Origin of the sequence: Streptomyces sp. NPDC057424 (assembly GCF_042803315.1) — a bacterium.
Lineage (GTDB): Bacteria > Actinomycetota > Actinomycetes > Streptomycetales > Streptomycetaceae > Streptomyces.
The window spans coordinates 13,300-28,104 of record NZ_JBHVCP010000050.1; the positions used below are offsets into that span (position 1 = coordinate 13,300).

General features: G+C 71.7%; 11 protein-coding genes and 2 tRNA genes (1 of these 13 only partly in view). 2 read left to right on the forward strand and 11 right to left on the reverse strand.

Features of this window, described 5'->3' with window-relative positions; genetic code table 11:
* Positions 1-4 precede the first annotated feature (4 nt).
* From ACFU3E_RS29960 to leuS, 7 genes are all read right to left on the reverse strand, one after another.
* A complete protein-coding gene (locus ACFU3E_RS29960) occupies positions 5-886 on the reverse strand; it encodes a YceI family protein (RefSeq protein ID WP_384165044.1) in 882 nt (293 codons plus the stop codon).
* A gap of 174 nt (positions 887-1,060) precedes the next feature.
* Positions 1,061-1,891: an arylamine N-acetyltransferase gene (locus ACFU3E_RS29965; RefSeq protein WP_384165047.1), complete on the reverse strand. Its 831-nt coding sequence runs from the start codon at positions 1,889-1,891 to the stop codon at positions 1,061-1,063.
* Between the two features lie 4 nt (positions 1,892-1,895).
* Positions 1,896-4,508, reverse strand: coding sequence for a ComEC/Rec2 family competence protein (locus ACFU3E_RS29970; protein WP_384165050.1), 2,613 nt, complete (start codon positions 4,506-4,508; stop codon positions 1,896-1,898).
* Complete coding sequence (locus ACFU3E_RS29975; protein WP_384165053.1) at positions 4,505-5,617, reverse strand: helix-hairpin-helix domain-containing protein; 1,113 nt, start codon at positions 5,615-5,617, stop codon at positions 4,505-4,507. Before ACFU3E_RS29975 ends, ACFU3E_RS29970 begins: the two co-directional genes overlap by 4 nt.
* A gap of 119 nt (positions 5,618-5,736) precedes the next feature.
* On the reverse strand, positions 5,737-6,582 hold the full coding sequence (locus tag ACFU3E_RS29980) for a DegV family protein (protein ID WP_384165056.1): 846 nt from the start codon (positions 6,580-6,582) through the stop codon (positions 5,737-5,739).
* Positions 6,583-6,654: 72 nt separating this feature from the next.
* Complete coding sequence (locus ACFU3E_RS29985; RefSeq protein WP_384165059.1) at positions 6,655-7,443, reverse strand: hypothetical protein; 789 nt, start codon at positions 7,441-7,443, stop codon at positions 6,655-6,657.
* A 138-nt stretch (positions 7,444-7,581) separates the two neighbouring features.
* Positions 7,582-10,470: a leucine--tRNA ligase gene (gene leuS, locus ACFU3E_RS29990; protein ID WP_384165062.1), complete on the reverse strand. Its 2,889-nt coding sequence runs from the start codon at positions 10,468-10,470 to the stop codon at positions 7,582-7,584.
* A gap of 466 nt (positions 10,471-10,936) precedes the next feature.
* On the opposite strand from leuS, the gene ACFU3E_RS29995 reads away from it, so the two are divergent.
* Positions 10,937-12,223, forward strand: a complete 1,287-nt coding sequence (locus ACFU3E_RS29995) for a cytochrome b/b6 domain-containing protein (protein ID WP_384165065.1) — start codon at positions 10,937-10,939, stop codon at positions 12,221-12,223.
* Positions 12,220-13,830, forward strand: a complete 1,611-nt coding sequence (locus ACFU3E_RS30000) for an NADH-ubiquinone oxidoreductase-F iron-sulfur binding region domain-containing protein (protein ID WP_384165068.1) — start codon at positions 12,220-12,222, stop codon at positions 13,828-13,830. The genes ACFU3E_RS29995 and ACFU3E_RS30000 overlap by 4 nt, the downstream gene beginning before the upstream one ends.
* Before the next feature lie 109 nt (positions 13,831-13,939).
* Here ACFU3E_RS30000 and ACFU3E_RS30005 read toward each other — a convergent pair.
* The 4 genes from ACFU3E_RS30005 to ACFU3E_RS30020 all read right to left on the reverse strand — a co-directional run.
* A tRNA-Ala gene (locus ACFU3E_RS30005) sits at positions 13,940-14,012 on the reverse strand.
* A 128-nt stretch (positions 14,013-14,140) separates the two neighbouring features.
* Entirely contained in the window at positions 14,141-14,374 is a 234-nt protein-coding gene (locus ACFU3E_RS30010) for a hypothetical protein (RefSeq protein WP_006136074.1), read from the reverse strand.
* A 3-nt stretch (positions 14,375-14,377) separates the two neighbouring features.
* The gene (locus ACFU3E_RS30015) at positions 14,378-14,551 is read right to left on the reverse strand and encodes a hypothetical protein (RefSeq protein ID WP_351632836.1); all 174 of its coding nucleotides are present in this window, start codon (positions 14,549-14,551) and stop codon (positions 14,378-14,380) included.
* Between the two features lie 200 nt (positions 14,552-14,751).
* Positions 14,752-14,805: transfer RNA gene (locus ACFU3E_RS30020), tRNA-Ala, on the reverse strand (it continues 119 nt past the right edge of the window).

The window sequence follows — 14,805 nt, forward strand, 5'->3', positions numbered from 1 at the left end:
CCGCTCAGCCCTTGCGGACGACCTGCACATCGAGGTCGACCCTGATGCTCGGCCCCACCACCGCGATGCCCCGCGCCAGCATGGTCTGCCAGTTCACGGTGAAGTCGTCCCGGTGCAGCTCGGTCGTGGCCCGGCACGCCGCCCGCACCTCGCCCTCCATGCCGTTGCCCAGCCCCAGGTACTCCGTGTCCAGCGTGACCGTCCGCGTCACGCCGTGCAGCGACAGTGCCCCCGTCACGGCCCACCGGTTCCCGCCCTTGTGCACGAACCGTTCGCTGTAGAACTCCAGCGTCGGAAACGTCTCGACGTCCAGGAAGTCCGGGGAGCGCAGATGGTCGTCGCGCATCCTCATGTTGGTGTCGATGGACGCGGCGTCGATCACCACGTGCATCGCCGACCGCTCCAGCGGATCGGCGACCCGGATGACCCCCGCGAACGACTTGAACTGCCCGTGGATCCGGGCCAGTCCGATGTGCCGCGCGGTGAACCCGATCGAGGAGTGCGCCGGCTCGATCTCCCAGTCACCGGCATCGGGAAGCTCCGGAGGCCGGGCCACCTGCAGCGTCACGTCCCCGAGCGACGCGAGCGTGTTCTCCGCGACCTGGGTGGTCGCCCGGTAGGGCGTGTACCCCTCCGCCGACACCGCGAGCCGGTACTCCCCCGCGGGCACCGTCGTCACGAACGACCCGTACGGGTCCGCTCCTCCGCTGACCACCGGCCGCCCCACGGCGTCCGTGACCGCGAACTCCGCGTGCCTGACCGGCTCGTTGACCGGGTCCAGGACCCGGCAGGACAGCGCCCCCGCGCTCGGCGGGGTCGGCACCGCCGCCAGGGGACTCGTCCGTTGCACCCGGTTGGTGCGGCTTCCCCGCCAGCGGCCGATCATCCACGACTCCTCTGAGTGACTCGAAATCGCCTGTTGCTCACTGTTGATCACACATCGCCGAAGACGCATTCGACCACTGGTGAGGCTTTCGAGGCAACACAGGACCACATCACGGGAATCCAGCAGATGTGCTGGTACTACGCACGAGTAGCCACGTGTGGCCGGAATTGACTGCTACGCGGGATTTCGCAGGGCCGGCACCTTGTCGAGCTCGACCCCGAACCGCTCCCGGTACACCCCGAGCACCTCCCCGTCCGTCTCCAGCTCCCGCTCCTCCCGCGTCCCGTCGGCCGCCGTCACCTTCAGCCTGCGCCCGCTGAGCGTGATCCTGCCTCCGTCGTCCGTCACCCGCGAGCAGACAAGCGACCGCGTGAAATGCGACACCGACGACGTGCTGTGCCACCACACCCCGGCCACGAAGTCACCGAGCGCCCGCGGCCGTACCTCCAGGCGGTACTGCGGTCCGCCGTCCCGGAACACGTCCAGGTCCGCCGCCTCCACCGTGCCGTGCCCGCCGCGCACCCCGGCCGCGTCCGGCCCCGCCTCGACGATCCGGAACGTGCCGCCCGGGTCCTCCTGCTCTCCCCGGTCCCCAAACGCCAGCGGGAGATGGCTGTGCGCCCCGAACCCGACATCGGCCAGCCAGTCGCCCCCGTCCACCGTCCGCACCCGCAGCGCGAGATGGTCATAGGGAATCCCGAGCCGCCCCTCGTCGCCGTACACCCGTGCCGCCAGCAGTGCCACGTCGTATCCCAGCGTGGCGAGCAACGCGCCGAAGGATCCGTTGAGTTCGTAGCAGAACCCGCCGCGCCGCGCGCCCACCACCTTGTCCAGCAGCCGCTTCTCCTCCAGCACGATCTCCTCGCCCAGATGGATCGAGAGGTTCTCGAACGGCACGGTCTGCAGGTGGCGCAGGTGCAGTTCGCGCAGCGCGTCGACGGTGGGCCACGCCGGGTGCTCGACTCCCAGTCGGCGGAGATAGGCATCAACCTGTGCAGAGTTCATGCCCTCAGTCTCGCGCCACCTTCAGCTCTCCGCCCCCTCCTACGACCGCGAGCGCGCCGTCCCGGTCCGTCCGCAGCACCGCCGCGCCCCCGGCGCGCAGCGCCGCGACCGTGCCGGGCGCCGGGTGTCCGTAGGAGTTGTCCTCGCCGCAGGAGATGAGGGCCAGCCGCGGGGCGGCCCGGCCCATGAGGCCGGGGTCCTGGTAGGCCGAGCCGTGGTGGGCGACCTTCAGCACATCCACCTCCTCCAGCGCCTCGGCCGCCGGTGACCGCGCCAGTGCCCGCTGCGCCGGGGGCTCCAGGTCTCCGAGAAGCAGCAGGCGCAGTCCGGCCGAGCGGACCAGCATGGCGACACTGGCGTCGTTCGGCCCCTCCGGCGCCGGCGCCGGAGGGGCCGGAAGCACCCCCGGAGGCGAGCCCGGAGGCGTGTCCGGAGGCGTGTCCGGAGGCGGGCTCGGGGGCGGCCACACCACCTGCCAGGACAACTCCCCCGTGCGCCGCTGCTCCCCGGCCGCTGCCCGGGTCACGGGAATCCGCTGCCTCGCCGCCAGCCTCCGCACGAACGCGGCCTGGTCCGCGGGCTCTTCGAACCCCGTCGTCTCGATCGCGCCCACCGCCCGTCCGCGCAGAACCCCGGGCAGGCCCGCCACGTGATCGGCGTGGAAGTGGGTGAGCACGACCAGCGGAATCCTGCTGATGCCCAGCGAGCGCAGGCAGTGGTCGACGAGCTGCGGGTCGGGCCCGGCGTCCACCACCACGCCGGTCCCCTCGCCCGCCGCGAGCACCAGGGCATCGCCCTGGCCCACGTCACACATCACCAGCCGCCAGCCCGGCGGCGGCCAGCCCGTGACCACCCGGGTCAGCGGCGGCGGCTGCACCACCACCAGTGCCAGCAGCACTCCGCAGACCCCGCACCACCAGGGATGCCCGAGCAACCGCCGTCCGACGAACACCACGACCAGGGTCACGGCCAGGAGCAGCGCCGCACCCGCCCAGCTGCCCGGCCAGTCCACTCCCCCGCCCGGCAGCGCCGCCCCGGCCCGGGCGATCTGAGCGATCCACTCCGCGGGCCAGTGCGCGCACCACGCCAGGGCCTTGGCCACCGGCATCGCCGCCGGCGCCGTGGCCAGCGCCGCGAACCCCAGCACGGTCGCCGGCGCGATCGCGAACTCCGCGAGCAGATTGCAGGGCACCGCCACCAGACTCACCCGCGCCGACAGCACGGCGACGATCGGCGCGCACAGGGCCTGCGCGGCTGCGGCGGCGCCCAGCGCCTCGGCCACCCTCGGCGGCACCCCGCGCCGCCTCAGCCCGGCGCTCCAGCGCGGCGCGAGCGTGAGCAGGGCGCCGGTCGCCACGACGGACAGCAGGAACCCGTAACTCCGCGCCAGCCAGGGGTCGTACAGCACCAGCAGCAGGACCGCCGTCGCCAGCGCCGGGATCATCGACCTCCGGCGGCCGGTCGCCAGGGCGAGCAGCGCCACGGCTCCGCAGGCCGCGGCACGCACCACACTCGGATCCGGTCGGCACACGACGACGAACCCGAGCGAGAGCGCACCCCCGAGCACCGCCGTCCCGCGCAGCGAGATACCGAGCCCAGGCGCGAGCCCCCGCCGCTCGACGTGCTGCGCCAGGCCGGGCGGCCCGAGCAGCAGCGCGAGGAGGATCGTGAAGTTGGCCCCGGACACGGCCAGCGTGTGCGTGAGATCGGTCTCCTTGAACGCCTCCTCCAACTCCGGTGTGATCCGCGAGGTGTCCCCCACCACCAGGCCCGGCAACAGCGCCCGGGCGTCCGCAGGCAGCCCGTCGGTCGCCTCCCGCAGCCCGGCACGCAGCCGCCCGGCCAGCCGCTGCGGCCCCGAGGGCCGTCCCACCACGTCGGGTTCGCCCTGGCCCCGCACCCGCAGCACTGCCGCGACCCGGTCGCCGCCCGTCATCGGGGGCGCCAGCCGCGCAACTACCCGCAGCCGCGTCGACGGCAGCAGGCCGAGCCACGGTGACGGGCCGCGCCCACCGGCAACCCGACCGGGACGGGCCGCGTCCGGGTCCACGATCACCAGCACCGGTGCCCGCGTCGCCACCGCCGTGCCTCCCGCCTCCTGGACGCGCCGTACGTGGGCGTCGATCAGCACGGCCGTCGGGGCCACGTGATCACCCCGGACCTCCGGCCGGGTGAGCCGCGGGTCTGACGTGAGCTCGACCTCGGCGGTCACCCTCGCGTACTCCCGTGCCAGGCCGGGCACGGGCCCCCGGCGCAGATCCGCCCCGTGCAGCCCGGCCGAGGCGGCGGCCGCGGCGACGCACATCAGCAGGGCTGCGGCCGAGGCTCGCGGCCATGACGCCGCCCGGGGCCGCAGGGCCAGCGGCAGCAGTCCGAGGGCCACCAGACAACCGATCACGATGCCGAGCACCCACTCCGGCGCCGCGTCCAGCACCAGCGCCGCCGTGCCCCAGGCCGCGAGGGCGGGTGGTACGAGCCGCAGATCCGCCGGCCCGTCCTGGCGTGGGCGGGCAGTGCCGAGACGGGTACCTGAGGAAGCGTGCACGGACGACCGGGTGGGGCGGAGCCCGGACGCTTCCTCGTCCTGCCGCACCGGCGGGCCGGGGAGGCTCCTCATGGCCGTACGAGATTCCGCAGGTCGGCGAAGCGGCGGTCACCGATGCCGTTCACCTCACGCAGCTCGTCCACGGAACGGAAGCCGCCGTGCTGCGTGCGGTAGTCGATGATGTGCTGCGCCAGCACCGGGCCGACGCCCGGCAGGGTGTCGAGCTGGTCCGCGGTGGCCGTGTTGAGGGAGACCGGAGCGGCCGGTGCGGCCGCCGCAGCCCCGGCCGGCCCACCGGGAGCGGCACCGCCCGCCCCAGGTCCCGTGGCGGAGGCCGGTCCCCCGACGATCACCTGCTCGCCGTCCACGAGGAACCGGGCACGGTTGAGCCCGTCGGTGCTGGTGCCCGGCTTCACCCCACCCGCCGCGTGCAGCGCGTCCGCCACCCGCGAGCCGGCCGGCAGCCGGTGGATCCCTGGTTCACGGACCTTGCCACCGACATCCACGACGATCGCCGCCGCCCCCGCCTTCACGGACCCGGCAGAAGCTCCGGAAGGAGCACCGGCAGGCACCCCGGCGGCGCCCGGACCTCGCTCCTCCCCCGTCTGCCGCTCCCCGTACGGCTCCGCCGCCCGCACCACCTCCGGCGGCCGCACGGACTGCGTCCGGCCTGCCCAGAAGTGCTGCACGGCGAACCCCGCTGCGACGACGAGCACCACGGTCAGAGCCAGCACGCTCCGCCGCTCCAGACCACACCTGGACTGCAACCACAGCGGCATTCGCTCGCGCAGCGCGAGCGCGGCCCGCTCCCGCCGGCTTCCCTCCGCTCCGCGACCGTCCCCGTCGTCCGCCTCGGCGACAGCATCGCCGCCAGCCAGCCCTCGCGGAGTCTCGTCGACACCGACGGAACCCGGCGGCCCCGGCGGTCCCTGCCCCGACTCCCGCCGCTCCCCGGCCCGTTCGACCGGCTCGGCCTGCCCCGGAGTCCCGAGCGACCCGGCGTGCTCGCCGAACAGCAGCCCTGCGCGCCGGCGAAGTTCCTCCGCCGAGGCTTGACGCTGCCGGGCCCGCCCGCGCGCGGCAGGCGGCCGTCGGTGAGGGCGGACGCGCCCGTCGGACGCCGGCCCACGGCCCGGCCCACTGGTCGCGGTCGCTGTGCGTGAACGTGATCGAAGTGCCATGCGACGAGGATCGGCCACTTCGGCCCGCTCGCGATGATCTTGGTCATTTCCCGGGGACAGTCCCCCGGTTGTGGATAACTCCGCCCCTCACACGGGTGACCGGAGCCCCACAGCAACGTTCACCGGGGCGAAACCACGACTCCCAGCAGCCCGGGCCCCGTGTGCGCCCCGATCACCGCCCCGACCTCGCTGACATGCAGATCGGCCAGGCCGGGCACTCGGGTCCGCAACCGGTCGGCGAGGGCCGACGCCCGGTCCGGGGCGGCGAGATGGTGAACGGCGACATCCACCTGGGCGCTGCCCGCACGGTCGGCCGCGATCTCCTCCAGGCGGGCGATCGCCTTGGACGCGGTCCGCACCTTCTCCAGCGGTTCGATGCGGCCGTCGGTCAGCTGCAGCAGCGGCTTCACCGCGAGCGCCGAGCCCAGCAGGGCCTGCGCGGCACCGATACGGCCGCCGCGCCGCAGGTAGTCGAGGGTGTCGACGTAGAAGTAGGCGGAGGTGCCCGCGGCCCTCTTCTCCGCGGCGGCGACGGCCTCGTCGACCGCCCCGCCCGACTCCGCGGCCTCCGCTGCGGCGAGCGCGCAGAACCCGAGCGCCATCGCGATCATGCCGGTGTCCACCACCCGCACCGGCACCGGCGCCTGCCGTGCGGCCGCAACTGCCGCGTCGTACGTACCGGAGAGTTCGGCGGAGAGGTGGAGGGAGACGATGCCCGTGGCGCCGGACTCGGCGACCTTGCGGTACGTCTCCTCGAAGAGCGCGGGAGCGGGTCGCGAGGTCGTCACGGGACGCCGCTTCTGCAAAGCCTGGGCGAGGGCGCGGGTCGAGATCTCGGTGCCCTCCTCCAGCGCCCGGTCGCCGAGGACCACGGTCAGAGGTACCGCTGTGATGCCGTGGCGCTCCATCGTCCGGGTCGGCAGGTAGGCCGTTGAATCGGTGACGATCGCGACATGGCGGGACATGAGCTGGAGGTTACCTGCCGTAGCGCCCGTGCGGCAGCCCGGCCCCGATGCCCTGCGTCGCGTGTGGCCGGATCAAGTGGTGCTCTCGGGGCGGGGCTTCTTCTGCCAGGGGTAGGCCGGGGGCGGTCCCGGCGGCGTGATGGCGGGCCGATCCGGCTCCGGCGCGGAGCCCGACTGCGCGGCGTCCGACCAGGTCTGCCCGGCCGTGGCGGCATCGGAGGCGGGTGCCTCGGGCCACGGCTGCGTCGCGGGCTGCGGCGGCGAGTCCGGCTGCCGGGAGGACGTGGGCTGCTGCGAGGACGTGGGCTGCGGCTCCGGAGCCGTCCAGTGCCGCAGCGCCCCGGACTCCAGGTCGATCTGTGCGCCGAGCGAGTCGAGGTCGTCGTCCGCGAAGCGGCGGGCGCGGTCGTGGGCCGCCCAGCGCAGCGAGTCGGCCGAGTGCGTGATGCGTTCGGTGCGCTCGCGCAGCTCGGGCAGCCGCTCGGTGAGCGCGGCGCGGTTCGGCTCGGACTCCAGGCGCTTGAGCTCGTCGTCCAGCTCGTGGCCGTGCGCGCTGAGCCGTTCGAAGAGGCCGACGGACTCCTTCAGGGACTCGTCCTCGGCGACGGCCGCGTTCAGCGCGTCCTGCGTGGCGCGCATCGAGGTGCGCAGCTTCAGCCTGAGCTGGGCGAGTTCACCCGCGGCTCCGGGCTGGGCGAAGGACTTGGCGCGCAGTGTGTGGTCCTCGACCGTGCGGCGGGCCTGGGTGATACCGCGGTCCACGCCGCGCTTGGCGGCGCCGACCGCCTTCACGGTGGCATACACCCCGAGCCCCACGAAGAGCACGAAGAGCAGGGCGAAGACTGCGATCACTGCTTCCACAAGGGCTCCTCCTCAGGACGTCACGGCGCCTCGCGTCGCTCTTCAACGGTAAACGCAACGGGCAGGTGCGGAGTTCCGGACGAACCCCGAACCTGCCCGTAGGGGACCACCCCGAGAGCGGTCCGCGGCTCCTGCCGGTTACGCCGGAACGATGTTCACCAGCTTCGGCGCGCGCACGATCACCTTGCGGATCCCGGCACCGCCCAGCGCGGCGACGACCTTCTCGTCCTCCAGCGCGACCTTCTCCAGCTCGTCGTCGGAGATCGACGGCGAAACCTCCAGTCGCGCCTTGACCTTGCCCTTGACCTGCACGACGCAGGTCACGGTCTCGTCGACCACGTACGCCGGGTCGGCCACCGGGAAGTCCTGGTGCACCACGGAGTCCGTGTGCCCCAGCCTGCGCCACAGCTCCTCGGCGATGTGCGGGGCCAGCGGCGCGACCATCAGCACCAGGGCCTCGGCGACCGGGCGGGGCACGGCCCCGCCCGCCTTGGTCAGGTGGTTGTTCAGCTCGGTGACCTTGGCGATGGCGGTGTTGAAGCGCATGCCCTCCAGGTCACCGCGGACCCCGTCGATCGCCTTGTGCAGGGCGCGCAGTGTCTCCTCGTCGATGACGGCGTCCTCGGCGTCGACGACGGTCACCTCGCCGGTCGCCTCGTCGATGACGTTGCGCCACAGCCGTTGCAGCAGCCGGAACTGGCCGACCACCGCGCGCGTGTCCCACGGCCGGGAGACGTCCAGCGGGCCCATCGCCATCTCGTACAGGCGCAGCGTGTCGGCCCCGTACTCGGCGCAGATCTCGTCCGGGGTGACGGCGTTCTTCAGGGACTTGCCCATCTTGCCCAGCAGCCGGGAGACCTTCTCGCCCTGGTAGTAGTAGGCGCCCTCGCGTTCCTCCACCTCGGCGGCCGGCACCGCGATGCCGCGGCTGTCGCGGTAGACGTAGGCCTGGATCATGCCCTGGTTGAACAGCTTGTGGAACGGCTCGGCGGACGAGACGTGACCCAGGTCGTACAGGACCTTGGACCAGAAGCGCGCGTACAGCAGGTGCAGCACGGCGTGCTCGGCGCCGCCGACGTACAGGTCGACACCGCCGTGCGGCAGGCCCTCGCGCGGACCCATCCAGTACTGCTCGATCTCGGGGTCGACCAGCTTCTCGGAGTTGTGCGGGTCCAGGTAGCGCAGCTCGTACCAGCAGGAACCCGCCCAGTTGGGCATGGTGTTGGTCTCACGCCGGTACGCGCGCGGGCCACGTCCGTCGCCCAGGTCCAGCGTGACGTTCACCCACTCCTCGTTGCGCGACAGCGGCGTCTCGGGCTGGGTGTCGGCGTCGTCCGGGTCGAAGGTGCGCGGCGAGTAGTCCTCGACCTCGGGCAGCTCCAGGGGCAGCATCGACTCGGGCAGCGCGTGGGCGATGCCGTCCTCGTCGTAGACGATCGGGAAGGGCTCGCCCCAGTAGCGCTGGCGGCTGAACAGCCAGTCGCGCAGGCGGAAGTTGACGGTGCCCTCGCCGACGCCGGACCGCTCCAGCCACTCGGTGATGCGGGCCTTGGCCTCGGTCACGCCCAGGCCGTCCAGGCTGACCTCGTCGTTCGAGGAGTTGATGATCTTCGCGTCGTACGATGCGAAGGCGTTCTCCCAGGTCGCGGTGTCCGTGCCGCGGCCGTCGGTCGGCTCGACGATGCAGTGGATCGGCAGCTCGAAGGCGCGCGCGAACTCGAAGTCGCGCTGGTCGCCGGCCGGGACGGCCATGATCGCGCCGGTGCCGTAGCCCATCAGGACGTAGTCGGCGATGAAGACCGGGACCTGCTCGCCGTTGACCGGGTTGGTCGCGTACGCGCCGATGAAGACGCCGGTCTTGTCCTTGGCCTCGGCCTGCCGTTCGACGTCGGACTTGGAGGCGGCCTGGGCGCGGTAGGCGGCGACGGCCTCACCCGGGGTCGCGTGGCCGCCGGTCCACACCTCGTGGGTGCCCTCCGGCCATGCGGCCGGGGTGAACTTCTCGACCAGCGGGTGCTCGGGCGCCAGCACCATGTAGGTGGCGCCGAACAGGGTGTCGGGGCGGGTGGTGAAGACGGTGATGCGCTCGCCGTCGATGGGGAAGTCGACGCGGGCGCCCTCGGAGCGGCCGATCCAGTTGCGCTGCTGCAGCTTGATGGCCTCGGGCCAGTCCAGCTCCTCCAGGTCCTCCAGCAGCCGGTCGGCGTAGGCCGTGATGCGCATGTTCCACTGGCGCAGCTTGGCCTTGAAGACCGGGAAGTTGCCGCGCTCGGAGCGGCCCTCGGCGGTGACCTCCTCGTTGGCCAGCACGGTGCCCAGCCCGGGGCACCAGTTGACCGGCGCGTCGGAGGCGTAGGCCAGCCGGAACTCGCCCAGGACGTCGGCCTTCTCGGCGGCGCTCAGCTCGCTCCACGCGCGCGTGTGCCCGGGTACGGGCCGCTCACCGGACTCGAACCCGGCGACCAGCTCGGCGATCGGGCGGGCGCGTCCGGCGTCGTGGTCGTACCAGGAGTTGAAGATCTGCAGGAAGATCCACTGGGTCCACTTGTAGTAGTCCGGGTCGATCGTGGCGAACGACCGGCGCCTGTCGTGGCCCAGGCCCAGCCGGCGCAGCTGGGACTTCATGTTCTCCATGTTGGCTTCGGTGGACGCGCGCGGGTGCGTGCCGGTCTGCACCGCGTACTGCTCGGCGGGCAGGCCGAAGGCGTCGAAGCCCAGGGTGTGCAGGACGTTGTGGCCGGTCATCCGCTGGAAGCGCGCGGAGACGTCCGTGGCGATGTAGCCCAGGGGGTGGCCGACGTGCAGGCCCGCTCCGGAGGGGTAAGGGAACATGTCCATGATGAACTTCTTGGGGCGGGTGACGATCTCCCGGTCACCGGCCAGGTCGCCCTTGGGGTTGGGGGCGGCGTAGGTGCCGTCGGCGTCCCAGAAGTCCTGCCAGCGTGCCTCGATCTCGGCAGCCATGGCGGCCGTGTAGCGGTGCGGCGCCGCCACCTCGGAGGTGGCGGCGGGGTTCGTCTCGCTCATGATCCTCAAAGCTCCATCGATCGTCTCTGCCTGCGGCTGTCTGGTTCGAGAAACGAAAAATCCCCTCACACAGGAGGGGACGCCGCGCCGATGCCGGCCACTCGACTCATCCGGTGGCCGGGACTGATCAGCGCGGCCCGCTAAGCAGAAGGCGTACGGCACGCATGGCGCTAGGGTACCGCAGGCCCTCAGCGCGTCGCGACGCGCTTCCGGGGCCCCCGCGGCGCCCGAAAAGCTGAACCAAGGTCAATAGTTACTTCGCGTAACAGCCACTAAGGGACATCGCAGCAGCCACATTGTCCTTTGATAACAACGCAATCACTCAAACCTCGTACCCATCGGTATGGCTCCGGCTTAGAGTGCGGCAGCGGGACCGCTTTCCCGAACCGCTCGGAGTTGCCCCCATGAACCCTCATAGCAGTAACGCCCCGCTACACCCGGTTACCGGGATGCGGGGAGGTCGACCGTGACGACGAACTACGACTCCACGGTTGACGACACGTTCGCCGAGTTCCTCGATTTCGGCGCGGGCGTGCTGTCCCTCGTACTCCTCACCTGCTCGGTGATCTGGGGACTGGTCGCCCAGGACCGGACCCTCCTGGACACCCGCAGGCGCATCCTGGCACAGGGCGTGCACCGGGTCACGGCCATCGCTTCGATCGTCTTCCTGCTGGTGCACATCGGGGTCAAACTGGCACTCGCCCACACCACATGGGTCGCGGTGTTCGTCCCCTTCGGGCTCCTCGCCAGCGAGAACGGCAACGACGAGATCATGGGCCGGTCGTTCCTCGTCGGCCTCGGCACCCTGGCCAGCATGCTCATGATCTTCGTGGGCGTCACCGGCGCCCTGCGCAACCGCTTCGCGTCCCCCGCGCCCGTAGCGGCACGCTGGCGGGCCATGCACATGCTGGCCTACCCGGCCTGGTGCGCCGCCCTGGTCCACGGCCTCTACGCGGGTCGCCCGGCCAAGCCGATCTTCGTCATCCTGTACTGCCTCTCCCTGGTCGGAGTGGCCGGTGCCCTCGCCCTGCGCGCGGCTCCGCGCCCGGTCAAGCGCAAGATCTCCGACAAGATCGCCTCACTGATCGGCCCCGGTGAGGGCCAGGGCCGCAGGGACCTGGAGGAGAGCCGCGCCCGGGCCGCGAGCGGCGGCGGCAGCGGCTTCTCGCTGCCCGGCTACGAGGGCCGGGAAGCGCCCGCGCGTCCCACGGCATCCCCGTCGGGGCCGCTGTACGAGAAGGCGGAACGCCCCGCGGCCAAGGAGCCGGCGAACGGCTTCGCCGCCGCCTACCGGGCCGTCTCGGGCCCGCCCCAGGGCCAGCAGGCCTTCGCGCCCGGGCCGACCAGCAGCATGCAGCTGCCGCTGGACATGCAGCCCACCGAGAGTCTCCCAACCGTGGACGGCCCCTCCAGCACCTCGGGCAACTGGCCGATACCGTCCCCGCCGCCGGTCGGCGAGGCCCCGCCGTCGGCCTACGACCCGCTGCAGGACACGGGCTTCAACATCCCGCCCTACGACCCCCTGCAGGACACCGGGCAAAGCATCCCGGCCTATGGCAATCCAGGCGCCTCCGGCTATGGATCGGGTGACGTGTACGACACGGGTGAGACGAACGCCGCCTCCGGCACGTACTACCCGAACGACACGTACAACAGCGGTCCCGCCACTGAAACAACGCCCGGTGCGTCCTATGACTTCGACGCTCCGGGCTCGGGCGAACCTTGGAACACGCCTTCCGGAGGCTTTAAGTGAACGAGGCCCTGCCCGACGTACCCGAAGTCCGCGTGGTCGGCCTTCCCCAGCTCACGTCGGGCTTCGACCTTGTCGATCGGCTTGATCTGCCCATGCACCTCAAGGTGCACGGGCCGCTCGAGCCGATGGGCGGCGAACAGCTCGCGCAACTCGCCGAACGCATCAACCTGAAGGGCCGCGGCGGCGCGGGCTTCCCCTTCCACAAGAAGCTGCGCTCGGTCGCCGAGGCGGCGATCAAGCGCGGCGTCCGGCCGGTCGTCGTCGTGAACGGCAGCGAGGACGAACCGGCCTGCCGCAAGGACACGGTCCTGATCAACCGTGCTCCTCATCTGATCCTGGACGGCGCGCTGCTGTGCGCCGAGGCCCTGGGTGCCCGCACGCTCGTGGTGGGGGTCACCCGTGAGTCCACCCAGCGGTCCATGGAGGCCGCACTCGCCGAACGCGGCCTCAGCAACGGACGCCGCTCGGCACTGCGCGCGCGGGTCCAGCGCAATCCGGTCCGCATGGTCACCGGTGCCGCAGCGTCGCTGGTCCGCTCGATCGACGGCGGCCCGGCCATCCCGTCCGGCCGCAAGGTCAGCGCCTCGCAGAACGGCGTGGGCGGCGCACCCACCCTGCTGTCCAACGCCGAGACCTTCGCCCAGTTGGCGATCGCCGCCCGTATCGGCCCGGAGCGCTACGGCAACACCGGCCTGTACGACGAGCCGGGCACCGTCATGCTCACGGTCTCCGGCGCGGTCGCCCGCCCCATGGTGATCGAGGTCCCGACGGGTGTACCGCTGCGGTACGTCCTGCAGCTCGCCGGCGCGCCGCCGGTACCGCAGGGCGTGCTCACCGGCGGCTACCACGGCAAGTGGATCGACGCGGCGACGGTCAACGAGGCGATCGTCTCCCGCAACTCCCTGGACGCGGTGGGCGGCGCGCTCGGCGCCGGCGCGATTCTGCCGATCACTCAGGACACCTGCCCGCTGGGCGAGTCACTGCGGGTGGCGCAGTGGCTGGCCGAGGAGAGCGCGGGCCAGTGCGGCCCCTGCTACCTCGGCCTGCCCGCCGCCGCGCGCGGCCTGGAGGACATCCTCAACGGCGGCGGACCGGCCGCCCTGGAGGCGCTCAAGCAGGTCGCCAAGAACGTGAAGCGGCGCGGCGCGTGCTCGCACCCGGACGGCTCCGCGATGTTCCTGGAGTCGACCATCAAGGCGTTCACGGACGACCTGGCCGCCCACGTCCTCGGCAACGGCTGCGGACGGCCCGTGGAGGGCGTTCTGCCGCTCTTCGAGGGCGGCAGGGCCCCCACCGGCATCCCGGGCGGCGGCGATTCCGGTGAGAACGGCCCCAGCCGCCAGAAGATCTACGTCGACTGGACGCTGTGCCGGGGCCACGGGCTGTGCGCGGACATCCTCCCCGAGGTGTTCCAGCTGGGCGCCGACGGCTTCCCGACCGTGGCGCAGGCGCAGGTACCGCGGTACGCCGAGGCCAAAGCTCTACGCGCGGTGCGCCGCTGTCCGGCGCTGGCGCTGCGCATCGAGGAGGGGAGCGCGCAGGGCGCGCCGTCCCGCAACCTCCCGGTCCTCTCCCAGGGCCGTGGCCGCCGCGCTCTCGGCCGCTGAACACCCGCACGGCGGGCTCCCCCGGTGGGGCCCGCCGTGAGCGCGTACGGACGACATGCACAAAGAAGGCGGGCCATCCGAATCGGATGGCCCGCCTTCTCATCTGCTGTGGAGCTAAGGAGAATTGAACTCCTGACCTCCTGCATGCCATGCAGGCGCTCTACCAACTGAGCTATAGCCCCTTGCCAGTGCCGCTCCGGGTTTCCCCGGCGGCGACGCCAACATTACTGGCCCATCGGGCCCAACACCAAATCGATTTCACCTCGCACAGAGATGCCCGCTATGTCTGGTTTGCACTGACTCTGCGGGCTCAGGCCGTGACGAACGAATAGAACCGCTTGAGCGTGCAGTGCTCCTCCAGAAGCCGGCCGTAGATCGGCTCGCCCTCCAACTCGCGATACGTCTCGATCGGGTCGCCTTTTATGATCAGCGCCCGCGCGCATTCCTCGCACCAGTACTGGTAGTCGGGATTGATCGGTTCCATGTCACGGACGATCGGAGTCCCGCTGCCGCACCAGTCGCACTTCCGCCTGTGTGCACCCATCGATCAGCTCCAGCTGTGGCCGCAGGCCGTGCACACGTAGGAAACCCCGCCGTTGTCGCCGAGCATCTGGGCCACGTGCGCGGAACCACAGGAAGGGCAGCTGAGGCGGGTGGACATGTCCCGTGTGAACGCCGCTTCGAGGAGGTGGTCGACCTCCTCGAGGATGCTCGCAGGCATCGCTACTCCTCCCGTCGGGCCGCGCCCCCTTCCGGCCGTTTGATTCTGCCACGGCCGGACCAATACGGTCAGCGACGCCTCAGCACCAGTCCGGACACGGCACCCGGCGGGGCCGTAGAGGTATACGCCTCAGCCGGCCCGAGTGACTCAAGCCGGAGCACGAAAAATCCCGCCCCCTGACCGGGAACGGGATCTTGACGTGGAGCTAAGGAGAATTGAACTCCTGACCTCCTGCATGCCATGCAGGCGCTCTA